Annotated in this window: 14 protein-coding genes; 13 read left to right on the top strand and 1 reads right to left on the bottom strand. The window is 50.7% G+C overall.

The features are described from left to right. Nucleotides 1–97 precede the first annotated feature (97 nt). The 7 genes from IQ268_RS18790 to IQ268_RS18760 all read left to right on the top strand — a co-directional run bounded on the left by IQ268_RS18790 (nucleotide 98) and on the right by IQ268_RS18760 (nucleotide 12,830). Nucleotides 98–6,451, top strand: coding sequence for an AAA family ATPase (locus IQ268_RS18790; RefSeq protein WP_193882421.1), 6,354 nt, complete (start codon nucleotides 98–100; stop codon nucleotides 6,449–6,451). Beyond that, the gene (locus tag IQ268_RS18785; RefSeq protein ID WP_193882418.1) at nucleotides 6,432–6,767 is read left to right on the top strand and encodes a DUF4242 domain-containing protein; all 336 of its coding nucleotides are present in this window, start codon (nucleotides 6,432–6,434) and stop codon (nucleotides 6,765–6,767) included. Before IQ268_RS18790 ends, IQ268_RS18785 begins: the two co-directional genes overlap by 20 nt. A 102-nt stretch (nucleotides 6,768–6,869) precedes the next feature. Continuing rightward, nucleotides 6,870–7,868 carry an AraC family transcriptional regulator gene (locus IQ268_RS18780; RefSeq protein ID WP_193882415.1) on the top strand — a complete coding sequence of 333 codons (999 nt, stop codon included), beginning with the start codon at nucleotides 6,870–6,872 and terminating at the stop codon, nucleotides 7,866–7,868. A gap of 28 nt (nucleotides 7,869–7,896) precedes the next feature. Next, the gene (locus tag IQ268_RS18775) at nucleotides 7,897–8,703 is read left to right on the top strand and encodes a Uma2 family endonuclease (RefSeq protein WP_193882412.1); all 807 of its coding nucleotides are present in this window, start codon (nucleotides 7,897–7,899) and stop codon (nucleotides 8,701–8,703) included. A gap of 171 nt (nucleotides 8,704–8,874) precedes the next feature. Then, nucleotides 8,875–11,454, top strand: coding sequence for a TonB-dependent siderophore receptor (locus IQ268_RS18770; protein ID WP_193882409.1), 2,580 nt, complete (start codon nucleotides 8,875–8,877; stop codon nucleotides 11,452–11,454). Nucleotides 11,455–11,473: 19 nt separating this feature from the next. After that, complete coding sequence (locus IQ268_RS18765) at nucleotides 11,474–12,451, top strand: iron-siderophore ABC transporter substrate-binding protein (RefSeq protein WP_339383378.1); 978 nt, start codon at nucleotides 11,474–11,476, stop codon at nucleotides 12,449–12,451. A gap of 4 nt (nucleotides 12,452–12,455) precedes the next feature. Beyond that, nucleotides 12,456–12,830, top strand: coding sequence for a DUF1636 domain-containing protein (locus IQ268_RS18760; RefSeq protein WP_193882403.1), 375 nt, complete (start codon nucleotides 12,456–12,458; stop codon nucleotides 12,828–12,830). 109 nt (nucleotides 12,831–12,939) lie between these two features. Here IQ268_RS18760 and IQ268_RS18755 read toward each other — a convergent pair whose 3' ends face one another. Next, nucleotides 12,940–13,224: a hypothetical protein gene (locus IQ268_RS18755; RefSeq protein WP_193882400.1), complete on the bottom strand. Its 285-nt coding sequence runs from the start codon at nucleotides 13,222–13,224 to the stop codon at nucleotides 12,940–12,942. Nucleotides 13,225–13,278: 54 nt separating this feature from the next. Here IQ268_RS18755 and IQ268_RS18750 point away from each other — a divergent pair, with 54 nt between their 5' ends. The 6 genes from IQ268_RS18750 (at nucleotide 13,279) to IQ268_RS18725 (ending at nucleotide 23,378) form a co-directional block, all read left to right on the top strand. Beyond that, the gene (locus IQ268_RS18750; RefSeq protein ID WP_193882398.1) at nucleotides 13,279–15,051 is read left to right on the top strand and encodes an ABC transporter ATP-binding protein; all 1,773 of its coding nucleotides are present in this window, start codon (nucleotides 13,279–13,281) and stop codon (nucleotides 15,049–15,051) included. Nucleotides 15,052–15,205: 154 nt separating this feature from the next. Beyond that, the gene (locus IQ268_RS18745) at nucleotides 15,206–16,219 is read left to right on the top strand and encodes an AraC family transcriptional regulator (protein ID WP_193882396.1); all 1,014 of its coding nucleotides are present in this window, start codon (nucleotides 15,206–15,208) and stop codon (nucleotides 16,217–16,219) included. Nucleotides 16,220–16,310: 91 nt separating this feature from the next. Next, a complete protein-coding gene (locus IQ268_RS18740) occupies nucleotides 16,311–18,884 on the top strand; it encodes a TonB-dependent siderophore receptor (RefSeq protein ID WP_193882394.1) in 2,574 nt (857 codons plus the stop codon). A 75-nt stretch (nucleotides 18,885–18,959) separates the two neighbouring features. Further along, nucleotides 18,960–19,955 (top strand): iron-siderophore ABC transporter substrate-binding protein, encoded by a 996-nt coding sequence (locus tag IQ268_RS18735; protein ID WP_228035507.1) that lies wholly within the window; start codon nucleotides 18,960–18,962, stop codon nucleotides 19,953–19,955. Between the two features lie 110 nt (nucleotides 19,956–20,065). After that, complete coding sequence (locus IQ268_RS18730; protein WP_193882392.1) at nucleotides 20,066–21,853, top strand: ABC transporter ATP-binding protein; 1,788 nt, start codon at nucleotides 20,066–20,068, stop codon at nucleotides 21,851–21,853. A 484-nt stretch (nucleotides 21,854–22,337) separates the two neighbouring features. Next, complete coding sequence (locus IQ268_RS18725; RefSeq protein ID WP_193882390.1) at nucleotides 22,338–23,378, top strand: iron ABC transporter permease; 1,041 nt, start codon at nucleotides 22,338–22,340, stop codon at nucleotides 23,376–23,378. Nucleotides 23,379–23,389: the final 11 nt, after the last annotated feature.

The following is a 23,389-nucleotide window of genomic DNA, read 5'->3' as shown; positions in this document are numbered from 1 at the left end:
AATTGTTGTAAATTTCTATTGAACTTTGGAAAAATCGCCTTGAAACTCTATATGTAAAGGTAGGACTTCTTCGCAACTGAGTCTCACTTGAAACAGCATGTCTCCGACATTGCAGATCAAACTTCTTGGAGAGTTTTGCTTAACTGACGGCAATCGCACCGTGAGTGGAATGAGCAGCGGGCGATCGCAGGCGTTGCTGGCGTATCTGGTGCTGAACCGTCATAGTCCGCAACTGCGGCAGCGGATCGCTTTTCATCTTTGGGCAGACTCGAGCGACACCCAGGCTCGTACCAATCTACGCAAAGAGCTGAGCAACCTCCGTCATGCGTTGCCACAGGCAGAGAATTACCTGCTTGTGGATGCCAAAACGATCCAGTGGCAGCCCACTGCTGCGATCGAGCTAGATGTCGCGGAGTTTGAAAAAGCCGTGAAAACGGCAGACCAATCCGCCGATCCGGCACTGGTGCGATCGAGCCTGGAGCACGCTTTGTCGCTGTATCGCGGCGATTTGCTGCCCAACTGCGAAGACGAGTGGGTGTTACCAGAGCGCGAACGGCTGGGGCAACTGCGGGTGAGCACTTTCGAGCGGCTGGTTGATCTGCTGGTGCAGCAGCAAGACTACCGCACTGCGTTGGGCTACGCGCAGCAGCTTTTGCGAGTGGATTCGCTCAATGAAACGACCTACTGCACTTTGATGCGGCTGTATGCGCTGAGTGGCGATCGCGCCAACGCGCTGCAAACCTATCACCGCTGCATGACGATGCTGCGCGAAGAACTCGGCATCGACCCGAGCGCAGCCACTCAAACCCTCTATCAGCAAATTCTCAGCGAAGACGAGCAAAGCCTACCCACACCAAACGCCGCCCCCGCCAAGCCGCATCAAAATTGGGAGCCAACCATTTCCTGGGGCGAAGCAAGCGACGTTTCCATCTTCTATGGGCGAGAGACAGAACTTAGAACGTTGGAGCAATGGATTGTTAATGACCGCTGCCGACTCGTCTTACTGCTGGGCATGGGTGGCATTGGCAAAACTGCTGTAGCGGTGAAGCTGGCGCAGCAGGTCGCCGGGCAAGATTGCTTTGAATGCATCATCTGGCGATCGCTGCGGAATGCGCCACCCTTAAAAGCGTTGCTGGCCGATCTGGTGTCGTTTCTGTCGCAGCAGCAGGAGACGGAAGCGGAAATTGGCCGCTTGGTTCACTGGCTGCGGGCGCGACGCGCTCTGGTCATCCTTGACAATGCGGAAACACTATTTGAGGCGGGCGATCGCGCCGGACAGTATCGCCCAGATTACGAAACGTACGGAGATCTGTTTCAGGCAGTTGGTGAAAGACCGCATCAAAGCTGTTTGCTGCTGACCAGCCGTGAAAAACCTGCTGAACTGGCGACGCAAGAGGGAGAAACCGTGCGAACCTTCGAGCTAGGCGGTTCAGCAGAAACCGCTAAAGTGTTGCTGAACGCCAGGGGAGTAGTGGGATCGGAAGCGCATAAACAGCAACTCATCAAACAGTATGGCGGTAATCCACTAGCGCTAATGGTTGTTGCCAGCTCAATTCAAGCTGTGTTTGATGGTGATATTGAGCAATTTTTGCAGCAAGATGCCGTCTTGTTTGGCGAAATTCGGCATCTATTAGAACAGCAGTTTGAGCGGCTGTCGTCGCTAGAGCAAACGATTCTGTATTGGCTAGCCATTAACCGGGAATGGACAACGATCGCTCAGCTAGAAGCCGATATCTTTCCAGCGGTAACCCGCGCCAATTTTTTAGAGGCTCTGAAGTCGTTGCGGTGGCGATCGCTTATCGAAAAACGCACAGGCAGCTATACTCAACAGCCTGTGGTAATGGAGTATGTGTGCGATCGCTTGACCCAGCAAATTGCGACTGAACTTGTAACCAAACAACTGGTTTTGTTCAATCAATACGCCTTAATTCAAACAACGGTTAAGGATTATGTGCGCGAAAGTCAGACTCGGTTGATATTAGAGCCAGTTGCCAACCAGCTACGTCAGGCGATCGGTAATTCTAGCCGGCTAAAAGAGCAGTTGCAATCCATTCTCAAGCTGCTGCAACGCCAGGAAACTCTACGAACAGGTTACGCCAGCGGTAACTTCATCAACCTCTGCGGCTATCTCAACATTGACTTAACTGATTCTGATTTTTCGGGTTTGACCATTCGCCATGCCTATCTTCAACACGTCAATTTGTATCGCGTCAACTTCACCCATACCAACTTTATAAAGCCCGATTTTATGCAGATTGGCAGCGTGATTCACTCGATCGCCTTCAGCCCAGATGCAGCGGTTGTGGCAACAGGTGAACACAGCGGCAGCATTCGGCTCTGGCGACTATCCGACTATCAGCCCATCTTGACGATTAAAGGACACCACTCCTGGGTCGAGTCGGTTGCCTTCAGTCCTGATGGCTCTCTGCTAGCCAGCGGCAGCACCGACCACACCATCAAGCTATGGCAGGTTAAAACAGGGCAACTGCTGCAAACGCTGCAAGCAGATGATCTCGTTTGGGCTGTCGCCTTCCACCCCAACGGCAGCCTGCTAGCCAGCGGCAGCGGCGATCGCGCCATCACCCTTTGGGACATTGCCACCGGACAAAGCCGAACACGGTTAGAAGGACATATCAATTCGGTTTGGTCAGTTGCCTTTCATCCCGACGGCAATCTCCTGGCTAGCGGTAGCAGCGATCGCACGGTAAAGCTGTGGGATGTTGCAACGGGACAGCTATTGAATACTTTGCAGGGACATGGCGATCGGGTGGCGTTCGTTACCATCAGCCCAGACGGCAAATGGCTTGCCAGTGCTGACGACAGCATTATTCTTTGGGATATCCAAACCGGGCAACGGTTGCAGACCTTGCGGGGACACACCAACTGGATTTCGTCCTTATACTTCAGCCCAGATAGCCGAATGCTCGTCAGCGGCAGCAAGGACGACACTATCCGGCTGTGGGATGTGCAAACCGGGCAGCTCCTCAAAACGCTGCAAGCCCACAGTCGTTTGGTCTGGTCGGTCAAATTCAGCCCGGATGGTCAGCTTTTAGCCAGCGGTGGCGAAGACCATACGCTGAAGCTGTGGGACGCGCAGAGCGGGCACTTGCTGAAAACATTGCAGGGGCGATCGAATTTGCCGCGATCGATTTGCTTTAGCGCCGATGGTCGTCTGCTGGCAAGTGGTTACGAAGACCATACCGTAAAGCTCTGGGATGTCGAAACTGGACAACTGTTGAGAACGCTACCAGGACATAGGGGCTGGGTGGCATCGGTCGCTTTTAGCCCGGATGGTCGGTTCCTGGCAAGCGGCAGCGACAACGACATCAAACTCTGGGATGTGCAGACCGGACAACTGTTAAGGGCGCTACAGGGACATATCTTTCTCGTTTGGGCCGTTGCCTTTAGTTCAGATAGCACCATCCTGGCAACTGGAGGTGAAGACTGCACGGTGAAGCTGTGGGATGTGGAAACCGGACGGCTGTTGAAGACGCTAGCAGGGCATACCAACTGGGTCATCTCGCTGGTGTTTAGCGCTGCTGACATGCTTGCCAGCAGCAGTAGCGACCATACCGTGAAGCTGTGGGAGGTCAAAACCGGGCGTCTGCTACACACGCTAAGCGGTCATGTGGCTGCGGTGTGGCAAGCCTATTTTCGCCAGAATGAATCGACGCTGGTGAGTGCTGGTGATGGGGATGGCTTTAAGGTTTGGGATGTGCAGACCGGACGACTATTGAATACAGTTCCAGCCGCCTCTCATGAATTGCCGCTTGCCCTCAGCCCGGATACTCGCCTGTTTGTCTGTGGCAACGATGACTACACCATCAGAATTCGCGCACTGGAAACGGAACAAGAAGGAAGAACCCTGTCTGGACATACCGATCGAATCATCAAAGTGGTATTTAGCCCCGACAATGAAACACTGGCGAGCAGCAGTGCCGATGAAACAATTAAACTCTGGAATTGGCGAACCGAAACCTGCTTGAAAACCTTGAGGAGCGATCGCCCCTACGAAGGCATGAACATCACCGGCGCAACCGGACTCGCAGAAGCGCAAATCGTGGCTCTAAAGACGCTGGGTGCGATCGAACTTGGCTCTGCCAGCGATACATTGCTCAAGCCAGCATCGACACGTCCTCCAATTGGACGCGATCGCGAGTGGACGACGATCGATCGCTGGCTCCATTCAACCGCTGAAGTGTTGCTGCTGCTGGGTGAAGTGGGCATTGGTAAAACTCGCTTAATGGAAGAACTGGCTCGAACCGTCGAAGCCAGCGGTGGCTATGTCGTTTGGGGACGCGGATTCGCGGCTGAAATGGTACGTCCCTATGGAGCCTGGATCGACGGCATTCGATCAATCGCCCGCAATCACAACCTGTCGCTGCCCGCTGCGCTAGAATTTCTGCTGCCGCAGACTGAACCGCCTGGTAATGCGCCTGCCGACGCGCAAAGCGGCTCTCCACGCGATCGCAGCAGCCTATTTGATGCCGTTGTACACTGGCTGGCTCAGCTTGCCCGACATCGAACCGTGGTGATTCTCCTCGACGACATCCAGTGGCTCGACGAGGCATCGATCGCCCTGCTGCACTATGCCATTCGGCTGTTGAGTCAATCGCCCGTTTTATTTGCCTGTGCTGCTCGCCTTAATGAGCTACAGATGAACGAGCCGATTGCTAAAGTCATTCAAACTCTGCGACGTGAACGGCGCTTGCAGTCCCTGACGCTTGCCCCACTCGATCAGGGACAGACGGCAGCCTTGATGCACTCGATCGACCCTGACGTCGATCAAGACTGGGTGCCGCGTGTCTTTGCCGAAAGTGGCGGCAATCCCTTATTCATCCTCGAACTTGCCCGATCGCGATCGCAGCCCGACGATGCGACCGCGAATTTAGAATCATTGATTCAAGACCGCCTGCTTCAGCTTGACGAAGCGACCCGTGAGCTTTTGCCTTGGGCAGCGGCGTTAGGGCGCAGCTTCAATCCAAATCTGCTGACGAGGTTGGTGGAACAGACGAGTCAGCGCGATCGCAACCCCATTCAGCTCCTAACGGCAATGGAGCAATTGGAGCAGCAGGGCATCATTCGCCCCGGCACTGTCAACGGCGGCATGGGGTATGATTTTGCCCATGATATTGTCCGTCAGGTAGCGTATCAGCAGCTTTCGGAGCCACGTCGCCGTCTGCTGCACTGTCAGATCGCGCAGACGCTTCAGGACATTGCAACTGACGATTCATCCGCCAGCGATATCGCGCATCACGCCGCGCTCTGTGGAAATCATGTCCTGGCAGCAACCGCTGCACTGGCGGCAGCGCAACACAGCCTTAGATTGTTTGCCTACGCTGAAGCCGCAGAGCTGGCTCAGCGGGGAATGCAGTTCTGCCAGCAGCTTGAGGATCGATCGCGTATTCACTTTCACATCCACCTGCTCAAAGTGTTTGTGCTGGCAGGTGTCACAAGCGATCGCGTCGTCCAGCTTGAGGCTGACCTGCATCGTTTAATTGCCGAGGCGAACCGCTTGGGGTTGCAGGAGCAGGAAGCGATCGCCCTGGAAGCACTGATCGCACTGCATCACGATCACGGCAATCTCACAGGTGTTCATCAGCACTCGCTGCAAGCCGCTGAGCGAGGCCGCACCGCCAGTCCGACGACAACAGCACGGATGCTGGCATACACGGGCTGGTGTTTAGCTGAAATTGAACGCGATATGCCCCGCGCTGAGGCAATGCTACTGGAAGCGCGATCGCTGGCGGCTCGCGTCGGGCAAGACCTGCTGGATGTGCAGAGCGGGCTGGGAATTGTCCGCTACTATGCAGCAGATTGGGAAGGCGCACGGCTGCACTTAGAGCAAGCCTGGCAGATGGCACAAGCCGATCAAGACCACTGGCGCACCTGCCTTTGCCTGAAGTATCTGGCGATGCTGGAATTAGAGGCAGGCAGCACCCCTGATGCCCTGCGCTATGGCCACGAAATGGCAACGGTTGCGGCGCAGATGGCTGAAACGGGCAGCGAAGGCGCGATTGCAGCAGCTCTCATCCTTCTGGCTCAGTATGCTTCCAGTCATAGCGACCCGACGGCACTTGAGCAAATTCTCTCAGATCTCCATCGGCTAGACGACCAGCGGATGCTCGCTTACACGCTCAATTGTGCAGCAGAGATTGACTTACAGCAAAATCGTGTGAAATTGGCGATCGCCCATGCCGAAGCAGCACTCGCAGCGGCGCGTGTGGTTGAACATTACAGTTGTCTGGCGATTGCCGGAGCCATTTTAGGACGCGCACAGTTGGCACTCGGACAGACAAAGTCAGCGATCGTGACGCTGCAAAATCTGCGGCGACAAATTGACCATCACCCGATCAGCGTTCGCGCTCATGCTGCCGTCGAGCAGTTTGCTCAGCAGCTCGAACTTTGCCTCACAACATCAGGAGAAACGCATGGCGATCGTACTGGTTGAAAAAGTATTTGATCCCCCCATTACCGAATCGAAATGGAATCACGATATCGAGATCGGTATTCCCTGCCATCAGGCTCATAACGTTCGCTGGATTCGATCGATGATGTCCCGCGATCGCCGCTCGGTCGTGTGCGAATTTGAAGCACCCGATGCTGAAACGGTGCGTCGCTCCTTCCGTAAAGCTGGACTGCCGTTTGCTCGCATTTGGACGGTGGATGTCTTGGAACCGAAACCAGAAAGGGATGGAACTATTCGCACCAAAGGCTGGTGCTTGATGAATTCGCGATCGCATCCCCACGACCTCTTCTCAACGTGAGCTTATCCATACAATCCTGCCAAAATTTCTGATGCAAACCCTCCTTCAAGGCGTAATAATAAGGAGTTATTGATACTGATTCTCATTAATCCTTTGCCCCCTATGCCCCTTGACCTGATTGCCCAAGAAGTTGATGAAATTTGGACGGAAGCCGAGCAGTGCTGTCCATCGGTCACCTCGATCGATCGACTGGAAACGATTTACACAATGCCACCCCTATTAGGCAGTGGTTACCGCCGTGAAATAGAGCTATATCCTGGTTTGGAACTGTGCGTTTTCAATGAAATCTACAATGATTTGACACTGCGAGCCTTAGAAAACAAGCATTTAGTGCAGTTCAAAGTGCATCTATCTGGTGTGGAAGATAGTGGTGACTACATGTTGATCGACGCAGCGCAAAGCTATGTGGGCGGTAGCGGAATTCAGCGTCGCTTGACGGTGTTTATGCCCAAGTTCCAGCCTCATGTTGGCGTGAATATTCACTTGCAGCCCCACTTGCTCAACCAGTTCTTTGCTACACCAACAGGGGAATTGCCACCCGAACTGCAACCCCTAATACAAGGAGACAACTGGCAGAAGGTATTCTCGACCAAAACAACAGCAGCCATGCGATCGGTGGTGCAACAGATCATTGACTGTCCGTTTATGGGAATGACCAAGCGACTATATTTGCAGGGCAAGGTGTTTGAATTGATGGCACTGCAACTAGATGGCCTTTTGGAAGGCGATGCTACAGAAACCGCTGCCTCCCTCAAACCCGATACCCTTGCTCGAATTCACTTTGCCGCAGAGATCTTGCGATCGCAATTGGAACATCCCCCAATTCAGACGGAGTTAGCGCGCCAGGTTGGAGTGAGCGATCGCACGCTGAGACGTGGTTTTCAAGCCTTATTCGGTACAACCATAATGGGGTATTTAACCGAGCAACGGTTAATCCAGGCAGCGCAGCTTTTGCAACAGGGCTGGTCGGTGGCTGAAGTCGTTCATCGCTGTGGCTATAGCAACCAGGGGCATTTTGCGGCAGCCTTCAGACGCAAATTTGGCGTCACCCCAAAACAATGGGCGATGGGTTGCCAATCAGCCATTACCGCCTCGATATAATGGGAAAACACTGGCAGAGGCACAAATCATGACTCCAGAAATTGCCTTATCTTCCCAGCCTGCACTTCCCCCTGACTGGGAAGTGCCCACCCCTCCAACCGACTTGATCTTTGACGATGGAGAACCCTTGGAAAGTAATCGTCATCGCATTGCCATGAATGTGCTGATTCGGTCAGCGCAGCAAGCCCTCTCTGCTCGACCTGATAGCTTTGTAGGCGGCAATATGTTCGTCTACTACAGTCGTCAACAGGTCATGAATCGGGATTTTAGAGGTCCTGATTTTTTTGCAGTCCTGGGTGCTGAACCGGATCGGGAACGGCAGGGTTGGGTAATTTGGGAAGAGTCGGGTCGCTATCCCGATGTGATTGTCGAACTGCTGTCTCCCAGCACCGCTGCGATCGATCGAGGTGCAAAGAAAGACCTCTATGAGCAAACGTTTCGGACACCGGATTATTTTGTCTTTGACCCGTTTGATCCGACCTCTTTGGCAGGGTGGCGACTGGATCTGGCTCACGGCTACCAGCCCCTGACTCCCAACGATCGCGGTTGGCTGTGGTGCGAGACGCTGGAACTCTGGTTGGGCACCTGGGAGGGAGCGATCGATCGAGAACCGGTCAACGGCAGTTGTGCCTGGTTGAGATTTTATACGCCCCAGGGAGATCTGGTGTTGCTGCCTGAAGAAGTGGCGCAACAGCAAGCAGAGCAGGCGCAACAGCAAGCAGAGCAGGCGCAACAGCAAGCAGAGCAGGCGCAACAGCAAGCAGAACAGGAAAAGCAGCGGGCGGATCGGCTAGCTGCAAAGCTGCGAGAATTGGGAGTTGATCCCTCGGCTTGAGTTGAATAGAAGCAAAGGAGCCATAGTCACTCATCGAAAAGATCGCTCAAATTGTCCGGTTTAGGATCAAAGTCCGAATTTGAGTAGACGCGCCTCATGCAAGCTCCTTACACTGCCTTTATTGCAATCGAGAAAGATTAGCAATAGAGTTTTCTGGTGTGAGGAATTGAGATGTCTGTATTAGCAGTTTCGGTTTCGGTGCGATCGGCGTTGGTGGTAGTGCTTTTTTCAGGCAGTGCGATCGCTGCTTTAGCCTTACCCATAGGAGCGCAAGAGGTAGGGAATTGGGACGGGGAAATAGGGAGTGGGGAGGAACAATTTACCTCGACTCCCGACTTCCTTTCCAACCTTAAGCAATCTGTTACCGGTGTTGAGAGCTGGATCGCCCAAGTTGAAGCCTCGCTAGTGCAAATTACCAGGGTGCGAGTTGAAGAGACTGAGGCAGGCTTACAGGTGGTGCTGGAAACAGACAATGACTTCTTGCCAGTCCCAGAAACGCGATCGGTGGGAAATGCCCTGATTGCGGATATTCCTAATGCCACGATCACAGAGGAATTTTCTCAAGCAAACCCCATCGAAGGAATTGCATTGGTGAGCGTGACGGAATTGCCTGGTGATCGAGTGCGAGTGGCAATCACGGGAACGGATGCGTCTCCTGCCGCTGAGGTGAGCGAAGCGGCAGGAGGATTAGTCCTGGCAGTGACCCTGGGAGATGCGGATGCCATTGCAGAAGAAGACGCGATTCAGGTGGTGGTGACAGGAGGGCAGGATGACGGTTATAACCCTTCCAATGCTTCCGTAGGGACGAGAACCGACACACCGCTGCGCGATATTCCTCAGTCCATTCAGGTCATCCCTCAACAGGTGATTGAAGATCAGCAAGCCCAGCGATTGGACGAAGTTTTGAGAAACGTACCGGGAACCGCGCAGGGTGCAGATCAGCCTCTCAACTTCTCCACCTCATTCTTCATCCGAGGTTTCGACTCCAGCACCAACCTTTTGAGAAATGGACTCGCAGATTACACGCTGCAAAATGTGGGATACGATGCTGCCAATATTGAACGAGTTGAAGTTTTACGAGGACCGACCTCCGTATTGTATGGACAAGCAGGTGGTCCATTTGGTGGTTTCGGGGGCAGCGTTAATCTGGTTACTGAACGACCCCTGAGCGATCCGTATTATCAAGTCGAGGCTTTAGTTGGCAACTTTGATTCTTATCGCGGTGCCCTTGACTTATCTGGTCCACTCAATGACAGTGAAACCGTACTTTATCGCCTGAATGCATCCGCACAGCGATCGGAAAGTTTCATTGATTTCTTTGAAGCTGAACGCTATTTTATCTCTCCCGTCGTAACTTGGTTAATCAGCGACCAAACGGAGATTACTGTAGACGCTCAGTATATTTCGTTTTCACAGCCCTTTCAGTTTGGACTACCTGCAAGGGGTACAGTGTTGCCGAATCCAAATGGTGAAATTCCGCGCGATCGCAATGTGAGTGAACCAACTGACGATACCTACGGCGAAGTCTTTAGAATTGGTTATGATTTAGAACATCGTTTCAGCGAAGAATGGCAACTCCGCAATGCCTTTAATGCCTCATTCCTTGACATAACCAGAGATGCCTATACCTATCCCCTCAGTCTGCAAGAAGATAACCGGACGCTGACCCGAGGATTAGGTTTCTTTGACAACGATCTACGGTCTTACAACCTGGATACATTTGTATCGGGTGAATTTACTACGGGTGGTCTTAACCATCAACTTGTGACTGGAGTTAACTTATCCAGGGTTGAATATGGTGGACTGTTTATTAATCGTCCTGCGGCTTCGATCGATATCTACGATCCAATTTACGGACAGCCACCAGGCGACATTGACTTTGAATCTGATTCAGACATCACGCTGGATAGTGTGGGTGTTTATATTCAAGATCTGATTGCGATCGCAGATAATTTTAAGGTTTTATTAGGCGGACGATTTGATATCACAAATCAGAACCGAGAGGAGTTCACTGCCACTGACACGGTGGAAACCAGTCAGCAGGATGAAGCATTTAGTCCTCGTCTTGGGCTTGTTTATCAACCGATTCCAGCCATCTCGCTGTATGCCAGTTATGGTCGAGCCTTTCAGCAAGTGGTAGACAATCAGCGCATCTTTGATCCAGAACGGGCAACTCAATATGAAGTGGGGGTCAGAGCGGATATCAGCGATCGTCTTTCAGCGAACTTAGCACTGTATCGCTTGACTCGTTCTAATGTACTTACACCTGATCCGGAAGACTTGAACTTTAGCATTCAAACCGGAGAACAACGCAGTCAAGGAATTGAATTGGATATGTCCGGTGAAATTTTACCCGGATGGAACATCATTGCAGGTTACGCTTATACGGATGCACGGGTGACTGAGGATAATACATTTGAAGAGGGCAATCGCCTGAACAATATTCCAGAGCATAGTGCCAATTTGTGGACAACCTATGAGATCCAGAACGGTGATTTTGCAGGACTTGGCTTTGGTTTAGGATTGTTTTTGGTGGGCGATCGCTTCGGTGATACACAAAACACCTTTGAACTGCCCAGTTACCTGCGAACGGATGCCGCAATCTTTTACAGAAGAGAACAGCTTCGAGCCGCAATCAACATCAAGAACCTTTTCGATATTGAATACTTCGAGGCGACTCAGCAAAATATTAATCGGGTTTATCAGGGTAATCCGATCACGGTGGAAGCAACGGTTTCATGGGAATTTTAGTCGCTTGAGGTGTAAAAACGTGACCATACGCTCGTTTATCGGCTGGTTACTGCTGGGAATTTTAGGTTTTTTTCTAACCACTGCCTGTGGTTCCCCTCAAGGAGTAACCGTTTCTTCCCCTGAACAACTGACTGCTGAATGCAAGGTCGTTCAGCATGTACTTGGAGAAACCTGTATTCCTGCTAATCCTCAGCGCATTGTCACGCTATCGATTCCAACATTGGGTCATGCCCTCAGTCTGGGGGTTAAACCGATTGCTAGCACCTACATCAACGGTGATTATGTTCTACCTTACCTGGCAGATAAGGTAGAGGGAATCGATGCTGTAGGGAGCGATCGCCCTAATCTGGAACGGTTGCTGACCCTCAAGCCAGATTTAATTGTGGGTTTAGATTGGGAAGAATCCATCTACCCTCTCCTCTCAAAAATTGCACCAACGGTTTTAGATGATTGGGGTGGCACAGAGAACTGGCGAGATCACTTTAGTTTTGTCGCTGAGGTATTAGGAAAACAAACAGAGGCACAACAAGCCTGGGATCGCTACTATCAACGAATCGCAGAACTTAAAAGCGCTTTAGGCATTGGCGCAGCTTCTCCAGAGGAGAATCGCTACAGCGACAAAACCATTTCCCTGATCTTTGTAGCGCCAGGGGCGATATTTAGCGAGGCAAAGGGATCATTTCCAGACTCCATTCTGAAAGATGTTGGATTGCAACGTCCAGCAGCTCAAGATGTGGTTGTTCCTGATACACAACTGCAAATTGGTGAAGAGGAATTGGAGAAAGTCGATGGAGATATTCTGCTGATTGGAGGATTAACAGAGAACGACAAGGACAGGTTAGAAGAACTGAAACAGAAACCCCTGTGGCAAAGGCTTCGAGCTGTTCAGCAAAATCGCGTTTATGTTATCGACTACATGACCTGGCGAGGCGGAAACTTGCTAGCTGCCGATGCTGTCATTGATGACTTGTTTCAGTACCTCGTCAACACGCCATAAACCTATGCCCAAACACACTTTATTCATCTGCCAATCCTGCCACTCTTCCGAAGAAAGAGCTGAACATCAACCTGCTGATGGTGCGCGCTTACTCAAACAACTCAACACGTTAACTGCTGAGCAATTACAGTCTGCTCATTTTGAAATTCAGCCTGTCGGTTGCTTGTGGACCTGCGATCGCCCCTGCGCTGTTGCTTTTTCTGCTCCCCACAAACCCACCTACTTGTTTACAACCTTGCCAACGGATGAAACGGCTCCTGCCCTGCTTGAGTTTGGCAAACTCTACCTCAATAGCAAGACTGGCGATATTCCCTGGAAGCAGTTTCCTGAAATGTTGCAGTCGGTGAGCACTGCCAAGATTCCGGCAGTGGGGGGATGAGTAGATTGAAACGCCAAACTTACAGCAGTTCTCAATCGAGTCAGCCACAGTCTCGCCAAGATGGGTGTAGGGTTTAAGGCGTGGTGAATGCAAATGAAAATGGCTGTAATTAATGATGGGAAATAATATGGGCGATCGCCTCTACACAATGTCCTATGCCGCCACTCGCACACTCACTAGAGGCTTCTCCAATTGCATGTCCCGCATGGCTGAGTGTATGTTCAGCAGCTCCAAGAAGATCCACTTGATCGGGAAGACCTAGCTCATAGCAAGTCAAATCTGTTTCAGGTACAGGCTTTTCAGCTAATCTGCGTCGGTTGCGGTAAATATCTGCACAGAAATAGCCCATTCCTAACGCTGTAGATGAACCAATCAAGAGAGGGATCAGGGGCATGACTAGTGCCTCATGTCATAGATATAACTCATTATAACTTCGCTAAAATCACGTATGGCAACTCTTGTGGCTCAGCCACTCCTGCGTCTACTACGGTACGGCAAACCCTACCAGGTTAAAGTTTGGGGAGCGATCGCCAACTCTATTCTCAATACTATTTTTGATCTGGCACCTCCCTATCTCATTGGTATCGCCATTGATGTTGTCGTCAATGAAGAAAACTCTCTGATTGCTCGTTTTGGCATCACCAGCATCACCGGGCAACTGGCGGTTCTATCGTTGCTGACCCTGTTGATCTGGAGCCTGGAATCCTTGACGGAATATCTTTACAGCCGTCTATGGCGCAATTTAGCCCAAACTCTACAACATGAATTACGAGTTGATGCTTACAGTCATTTACAAGAATTAGAACTGAATTATTTTGAAGAACGCAGTATGGGAATGCTGCTGTCCGTGTTAAATGATGACATCAATCAACTGGAGCGATTTCTCAACTTTGGTGCCCATAACATCCTTCACTTTCTCACCACTATTCTCCTGATTGGCAGTACATTTATCATCCTGGCTCCAGGAGTGTCCTGGTGGGCGATGCTACCGATTCCCTTTGTCATCTGGGGGTCAATAGTCTTCCAGTCCAAATTGGAGCCACGCTACGCCGATGTGCGCGAGAAAAGTGGATTGATCAGCAGTCGATTAGCCAACAATCTCTCTGGCATTGCCACGATCAAAAGCTACACGGCAGAAGCCTATGAGCGCGATCGCGTCACAGTTGAAAGTGAAGCCTATCGCCGCAGTAATGGAAAGGCGATCGCCCTCAGTGCCGCCTTCGTGCCTCTGATTCGGATTTTAATTCTAATTGGGTTTACAGCCACCCTGTTTCTGGGAGGTCTGGCTGTCGCTAACGGAAACTTATCCGCAGGCACTTATGGTTTTCTGGTGTTCATCATCCAGCGATTGCTGTGGCCCTTTACTGACCTGAGCGAATTGATGGATGAGTATCAGCGGGCAATGGCATCAGTGCGGCGGGTGATGGGGTTGCTCGATACGCCGATCGCAATTTCGCAGGGCGATCGCTCACTCCCCCTCAATACTGTCCGAGGTGAAGTACAGTTTGATCACATCACCTTTGGCTACCAGGATCGCAACAACATTCTCAAACAGTTATCTCTATCCGTTCCGGCAGGGGCAACGATCGGCATTGTCGGGGCAACGGGGTCAGGCAAAAGCACATTGGTCAAGCTGCTGTTGCGATTCTATGAAGTGCAAAGTGGACGGATTGCGATCGATGGAGTGGATATTCGAGAGATACGCCTGACGGACTTAAGACAATGCATCGGTTGGGTGAGTCAGGATGTGTTTTTGTTTCACGGCACAGTAGCTGAGAACATTCGCTATGGCAGTTTTGACGCGACTCGCGAACAAATTATTGAGGCAGCAAAGCGAGCAGAAGCTCATCAGTTTGTTGAACAGTTGCCCCAGGGGTATGACACGATCGTGGGAGAACGAGGGCAGAAGCTTTCTGGTGGGCAGCGACAACGATTGGCGATCGCCCGTGCTATTCTCAAAGACCCACCGATTCTGATTCTGGACGAAGCTACCTCAGCCGTAGATAACGAAACCGAAGCCGCCATTCAGAAATCCTTGCAGGTGATTACGCAGAATCGAACGACAATTGCGATCGCCCATCGGCTTTCGACCATTCGCAATGCAGACTGCATTTATGTAATCGATAAGGGGCAAATTGTAGAGCAGGGAATCCATGATGAGTTGATAGCACACAACAGCATCTATGCAGGGCTATGGCGCGTGCAGTCAGGAGTGAGTTGATCAACAATGCCGTGAGTTTCCGCTACACGAAAGTAGAGCGTGGGGCGATTGTTAGAGTCGCATGAGATTATCCTTCTCGGTGGGCGCAATCATGATGATATTATTGAAAAATATTATCATTAATCTCAACTGCTAAGCTTGATTTGACCCTATTATGACGCTCATCCTCAACGAAAGTGACTGGGCCGAACTGTGTGAGCAGGCTCCCAAACCAAACCCTGGCAATGGGATACCTGACGGGTTTGAAATCCAAGGAGTACCGGAACACCTGGGTCGGGGCTATAGTTGCGAGCTAGAGTTATTGCCTAGCGTGTGGGTGGGTTGGTCAGACGAGAAATTCTATCAGGATTTTACGATCAAAGTCCCTCTGCATGAGCATTTAGTGCAATGTACTGTGGTGTTATCTGGTCTGGAGCATAGTCAGGAGTACCCGACCTTTGGCGGGTCACGGGGATATCTGTCTGGCAGCGGCGTTTCTCCATCCTATGCAATGCACCATCAGCGATCGCAACGCCTGATCAATGTACATATTCATCTCAGACCAGAGGTATTTGCCGAATTCTACTCAGATCTGGCAGGTTCCAATGACACATTTCTGAAACTGCTTTTAAAGCAAGAAGACTGGAAGGTGTCTTTCTTTCCTCCAGTAACGCAGGAAAGCAGACAGTTGGCACAGCAAATTTTGCAGTCCCCCTTTTGTGGTTTAACTCAACGCCTGTATCTTCAATCGAAAGTGTTTGACTTGCTGTCGCTACAGCTTGAGCCAATCTTGGCTGATCAGCGATTGACCTCTCTTGCCCCTGGACGCAAACCCGATACCGTTGCCCGGATTTACCACGCCAAGGAAATCTTACTGTCTCGGCTGGAGCAGCCCCCGAGTTTCCTGGAGCTAGCACAGCGGGTCGGCGTTAGCGATCGCACCTTACGTCGAGGCTTTCGAGAGTTATTTGGCACTACGGTGGTGGGTTACTTGACCCAGCAGCGCATGAAACAGGCAGAGCAACTCCTGAGAGAGGGGCATTACACCGTTGCAGAGATCGCAAACTGGGTAGGCTATTCCCACTTGGGTCATTTTGCCGCCGGGTTTAAGCGACAGTTTGGGATTTCGCCCAGTGAATGTTTGGCAGGTAAAACGGGTTCTAAACACCTCGTGTCCGTTTTGGGATAGACAGGCCACAATTCACTTCCCTACACTGCCTGTTGTTGCTTAACGAGAACTGTTAGCAATAAAGTGGGTTCCCTAAGTGTGAGGAATTGAAATGCGCGTGTGGCAACGTTCGACATCGGTACGATTGACCTGGATGGTAGTGCTGGCCAGTAGTTTTGCAGGGATAGTGGCGTTACCCACTTGGGCACAGGAGAGTGAGAGTGTAGGTGAGTCAGAGCGTAGGAGCGTAGGTGAGTCTAATCTACCGATCCACCCGTCCACTCATTCACCCGCCACAACGGTGACTGATTGGATCGCTCAACTCGAAACCTCGCTCGTACAAATTACTGGGGTGCAGGTGGAGGAAACCGCAACGGGTTTGCAGATAGTACTGGAAACAGTAGACGGTGATCTGGCGGTATCGGAAACCCAATCCATTGGAAATGCGCTGATTGTGGACATTGCGAATGCAACTCTGGCAGAGGAGTTTTCTCAAGCAGAACCGATCGAAGGCATTGCGTTGGTGAACGTGACAGCGTTACCGGGTGACAGAGTACGGGTTGCCATTACCGGAACCGATGCGCCACCGATCGCAGAAGTAACCTCAGACGCGCAGGGATTGGTGCTGGCCGTCACTACAGGGGGTGCTGAAACAGTCGCTGAAGATGATGCGATTCAGATTGTGGCCACCGGTGAGCAAGCGGATGACTATTATGTGCCGGATGCCTCGGTGGGAACCCGAACCGACACGCCACTACGCGATATTCCTCAGGCGATCCAGGTGATTCCTGAAGCCGCACTTCGAGATCAGCAAGCGACTCGGCTGGGTGATGCATTGAGGAATGCTACGGGGGTGAATTCGACGAGAGGATCGGGCGATCGCGCCGATTCCTTTGTGATTCGAGGGTTTGAAATTTTTAGCGGAAATGTTCTCAGCAACGGCTTACCAGATCGCACTCTAACTGAAACGAGAGATTTGTACAATTTCGAGCGGGTAGAGGTTTTAAGAGGTCCCGCGTCCGTTTTGTATGGATTAGGCAATCCAGGCGGCACGGTCAACATTGTGACCCGACAACCCCTTGCAATTCCTTTTTATGAAGTAGAAGGAACCATTGGCAGCAATGAATTATACCGTGGTGCGGTTGATTTATCAGGGCCGCTGGATGAATCTGGAGCATTGCTGTATCGCCTCAATGTGGCCTATCAAGATACGGATAGCTACATTGATTTTATTGGGAGTCGATCGTTTTTTATTGCGCCTGTTGTCCGTCTGGCTATCGGGGATAATACAACCTTGACCCTCGAAGGAGAGCATTCCCGCAGAACAATTGATTCCAGGTCGGTTGTGGTCTTGCCAGCCGTGGGCACCGTGTTGCCAGGGCCAGATGGGCGTCGGATTCCTCGTAGTCGAACGGTCTATGAACCCGATGGCAATACTGAAATAGAAACCACACGGATTGGCTATCGGTTGGAGCATCAATTTAGCGAAAATTGGTCATTGAGAAATGATTTTCGAGTCGCGTTTGAGCGGAATCGGGATAACGATCAGTCGTTTTTCTTGGGTCTTGATGCGGATGGCCGAACAGCAAATCGCAGTACCTACAGTTCAGACAGCGATTCTAATATCTATAATCTCACAACCGATGTGGTAGGACGCTTTTCAACTGGTTCTTTGGAACATCAACTGTTGTTCGGCGTGAACTTGAGCCGACTGGACAATTTCAATAATTTTGGTATTGATCTGGCGGAATTGGCTCCGCTCGATATTTATGATCCGGTCTACCGTCAACCTCCGATTGGCCGCATTGATACCGTGTACGAAGATGGTTCTCGCTTAACCGATTCTTTGGGGATCTATCTGCAAGATCAAATTGCGATCGCCGACAATCTCAAGCTACTGTTGGGCGGGCGGTTTGACCTGTTCGAGCAAACCAATCGAGATTTCTTGTCAGACACTAGAGAAAGTCAATCGGGCGATGCCTTTACGCCCCGTGTTGGCATTGTTTATCAGCCGATTCCACCGATTTCGCTGTATGCCAGCTACAGCCGATCGTTTAACCCAACCGAAGGCAGAGCAGCGGATGGGGGCGTATTTGAACCGGAGCGAGGAACGCAATACGAGATTGGCGTAAAAGCCGAGGTGAACGATCGGCTTGCGGCCACCCTTGCCCTGTATGACTTAACCCGTTCTAATTTATTAACGGTAGACCCTGATGATTCTCGCTTTTCGATTCAAACCGGCGAACAACGCAGTCAGGGGGTTGAAGTCGATCTGTCTGGTGAAATCTTACCGGGGTGGAATATCATTGTGGGCTATGCCTACACCGATGCCCGCATTACCGATGATAATACGTTTGAAACGGGTAATCGTTTGACCAATGCCCCTGAACATAACATCAACCTCTGGACTACCTATGAAATTCAATCAGGAGATTTAAGAGGACTGGGGTTTGGTTTAGGACTCTTCTATATTGGCGATCGCGCTGGAGATTTGGACAACTCGTTTGATGTGCCCGGTTATTTACGCGCTGATGCGGCTCTGTTTTACCGACGCGATCGCCTGCGAGTTGCGTTAAACGTCAAGAACCTGTTTGACGAAAACTATTTTGTCTCCGTTAGCGGTCGAGATTTTGTGTTGCGAGGCGATCCGTTTACGGTGTCTGGCACGGTCGCTTGGGAGTTTTAATTACTCTCAACATGACTATGCGAGTAAGTACTATACTCCGTTCAAATTCCTCTCCACGTATTGATTGCATTACCCATGACGAAAAGATACGGTTACCCAGTTTTGTTATTTTGGCTCGGTGTTTTAATGACGGTTGTCGTTTCTGCGTGCAACATTCAAAATGCTGCGCTCCAAACACCAGGCGATCGCCCCTCACCGAGTGCAAACTGTCGTCTAATCAAACAACGGATCGAGGAAGTTTGTGTTCCTGAGAATCCACAACGGGTTGTCACATTATCCACATTGGGGAATGCCCTGGTGCTTGATGTTAAACCCGTTGGCAGTACCTTGACAACCTATTGGGGCAATCAATTTCCGAGCTATTTGGGCAATAGCTTGGAGGGCATAGAGCAACTGGGTAGTGATGAGCAACCCAATTTAGAGAAAATAGTCTCTCTAAAACCTGATTTAATTATCGGGTGGCATGATTCCCATGAAGCAATCTATCCGCTGCTATCTAATATCGCGCCTACAGCATTGTCTGGCTGGCAACCCGATCGAACCTGGAGAGATAGTTTTGCCTTTGTGGCAGAGGTGCTGGGTAAACAAGAGGATGCTCAGCAAGCCTGGGATCACTACTATCAGAGAATTGATCAACTAAAAGCTGCGTTGGGCGTTGGCGCAGCCTCTCCAGAGGAGAATCGCTATCAAACCAAAACCATCTCCCTCGTCTTCTTCTACTATGGTGCCTTTGGCAGCGATGTCAAAAATTCGTTTGCCGGATCTATTCTCGATGATGTGGGATTGCAACGCCCTCCTTCACAGAACATAACAACGCCCTATGGCTACGTTCGCTTTTCTGAAGAGGAACTGGAGAAAGTCGATGGCGACATTTTATTCATCATGACGTTTTCCGATGACGATGAGAAAGCCTTCCAGGAGCTACAACAAAAACCACTTTGGCAGCAACTAAACGCCGTTCAACAAAACCAGGTTTATTTTGTCGATCAAGTAACCTGGGAAGGCTGGAATTTATTGGCTGCTGATGCCGTCATTGATGACCTGTACAAATACCTCGTCAATCCTGGTTAACTATCTAAGGAAATGATAGTAAGCCCTAAAGAAGGGGCGATTGTTCGTGCGCTTGGTACAGGAAAAGTATGCGCTCTAATCTCAGTTGAATTTTACATTTGTCGGAAATAATGACGATTCGCACGTCTGCTCATTTGCTCCTGCGTCTACTTCGCTACGCTGCTGGCTGTCGTTGGCACGTTTTGGGAGCCGTAATCTGCTCTATGTTTCGCACCCTGTTTGATCTGGCTCCACCCTACCTGATTGGCGTTGCAGTAGATGTAGTGGTTGAACGAGAAACCTCGTTGATTGCCCGATTTGGCATTCAAAATCCGCTAACTCAATTATTTGTACTGTCTCTACTGACGATCGCCACCTGGGGCTTAGAATCCCTCAGTCAATACGGAGCCGATAAACTCTGGCGCAATCTTGCCCAATCTCTCCAGCACAAATTGCGCGTCGATACCTACAATCACCTGCAAGACCTAGATCTTGCCTACTTTGAAGACCACAGCACGGGAACGCTGTTAGCGATTCTCAACGATGACATCAATCAGCTAGAGCGCTTCCTCAACTCCGGAGCACAAGATCTGATCAGCTTCTTTACCCGCATCTTTGCTGTAGGCATCAGCTTTGTGTTGCTGGCTCCCGGCATTGCCTGGTTTGCCATGCTGCCCATTCCATTCATTCTGTGGGGAACGTTTCTATTTCAATCCCGTTTGGCTCCTCGTTATGACAGGGTGCGCGACCAGGCAGGGCTGATTAGCGATCGCCTCTCCAATAACCTCTCCGGCATTGCCACCATCAAGAGCTTTACCGCTGAGGCATACGAGAGCGATCGCGTTTATCAAGAAAGTGAGGCGTATCGTCGCGGTAATCAAAGGGCGATCGCCCTCAGTGTATCGTTCCAACCGTTGATTCGGTTTCTGATTTTACTGGGGTTTGTGCTGACGCTGTACTTGGGCGGTAGAGACGTGCTTCAGGGAAATCTCAGTGTCGGAACCTATGGATTCATGGTGTTTATCGTGCAAGATTTGCTGTGGCCCTTCACCGAACTGAGCGAAATCATGGATGAGTATCAAAGGGCGATGGCTTCTGTACGGCGCGTCATGAGCTTGCTGGATACGGCGATCGCAATTCCGCACGGTAGTCAATCTCTACCGCTTAAAACAGTGCAGGGTGCAGTTCAATTTGACAGTATCACCTTTGCCTACAATGGTTGTAATCCGGTTCTCAAACATCTCTCCCTTCATGTTCCTGCGGGTAAAACAATTGGGATTGTCGGTGCAACCGGGTCGGGTAAAAGTACACTTGTTAAACTTTTACTCCGCTTTTATGACGTGCAAAGTGGACGCATTTTAATTGACGGCAACGACATTCGAGAACTTCACCTATTGGAGCTAAGACGGTGCATTGGTTGGGTGAGTCAGGATGTGTTTTTGTTTCACGGCACGGTGGCTGAAAACATCCGCTACGGCAGTTTTGATGCCACTCGTGATCAAATTATCCATGCGGCACAGCAAGCAGAAGCCCATGAGTTTATTCAGGAGTTGCCCCAGGGGTATGACACGATCGTGGGAGAACGAGGGCAGAAGCTTTCTGGTGGGCAGCGACAACGACTGGCGATCGCCCGTGCTATTCTCAAAGACCCACCGATTCTGATTCTGGACGAAGCTACCTCAGCCGTAGATAACGAAACCGAAGCCGCCATTCAGAAATCCTTGCAGGTGATTACGCAGAATCGAACGACAATTGCGATCGCCCATCGGCTTTCGACCATTCGCAATGCAGACTGCATTTATGTAATGGACAAGGGGCAAATTGTAGAGCAGGGAATCCATGATGAGTTGATAGCACACAACGGCATCTATGCAGGGCTATGGTGCGTGCAGTCAGGCATGAATTTAGCAATGAAGTGATGATGTCTGCTGCTTTTTGCAACACAGTCGCATCGTTAGGAATAAATTTACTTGAGTGAATAGCAGCAATTTGCAATGTCCAAAATTCATAGCCTCACAAGTGGTAGCAATTTAGTAGGGTAGCAATAAGCACACACCATGAATCTGACGTGATCTACACGGTTATGCTTGCCCTCGAAACGCTGTATTGGCAGGCACAGGCAGAAATTTACACACCATCGGTCAATCTGAACCAAGAATGGAGCAGGGATCGGATGCTCACTCCCGCTTCAACAAATTGGCCTGTGTTTACTAAACTTAATCTACCGATTTAATTAGAAAACTTGACAGTAGTCTCCAATAAGCTTACGCTCTCTTGAGATACATTTGCAACAACTGAACCAATTTTGTGAAATAATTTGATTTCAGCAACGAGGCGTAAGTCAACAGCGGCAGATCATCTGCTTGAAGCCACGTCAGGAATTGCTACACAACGACCGTAATCATGCCTCAGTCTCAAGCTCAGCTACATCAACCATCCGTTTCACCTAAACGATCGCGTTCCTTGCGACTGTTGGGGCTAATAGTCGGCATTTTACTACTTGCCTTATGTTTTGTAGTGAGCATTACTCTGGGTGCAGCAGAAATTACGCCCAATACGGTTTGGCAGTCACTAGTTGCATTTGATGGTTCAACCAATCATTTGATTATCACAACCGTTCGCTTACCGCGTGCGTTGATTGCCCTATCAGTCGGAGCCGCACTGGCGGTTGCGGGATCATTGATGCAAGGACTAACCCAAAACGCGCTGGCAGATCCGGGTATCTTGGGCATCAGTGCCGGGGCTGCCCTTGCAGTGGTTGCCAGTACCTTTATGTTTGGCAGTTTGTCTGTTCAGTCTTATACCTGGATAGCGTTTGCTGGAGGAGCAATCGCTGCAATTGCAGTTTATCTATTGGGTTCAGTCGGGCGCAGGGGCATCACTCCCCTGAAGCTAATTCTGGCAGGAGCAGTGCTTTCCTATCTGATGGCCGCACTGACGACGGGAATTTTGATTCTCAGCCAGCGTACTCTCGATGACATTCGCTTCTGGTTAGCCGGGTCAGTCGCAGGGCGAGACTTGAATAATTTGGTGCAAGTGTTTCCCTACATTCTGATTGGTCTGGTGCTTGCCTTCAGCCTCGGCAAGCAAATTACAGCATTGACACTGGGAGAAGATGTCGCTAAAGGTTTGGGATTGCGAACCGGGTGGGTGAAGGCGATCGCCGCCATCGTAGTTGTCTTGCTGGCTGGAAGTGCAGTCTCCCTGGCAGGGCCGATCGGATTTATTGGTTTGATCGTTCCTCACATTGTGCGGTTCTGGGTTGGTGCCGATTACCGATGGTTGTTACCCTATGCTGCGATCTGGGGTGCAATGTTACTCTCCCTAACCGATCTGGCAGCACGTTTGGTGATCAAACCTCAAGAACTTCCCGTGGGCATCATGACCGCTTTGATTGGTGCGCCGTTCTTCATTTATCTGGCTCGCTCAAAGGTAAAACAATGAGAGGCGTTCCA

Origin of the sequence: Oculatella sp. LEGE 06141, assembly GCF_015207605.1 — a bacterium.
In the GTDB taxonomy this organism is placed as follows: Bacteria; Cyanobacteriota; Cyanobacteriia; order Elainellales; family Elainellaceae; genus Oculatella.
Note: the sequence above shows the minus strand (reverse complement) of the source record. Positions and strands in the feature narration are given on the sequence as shown.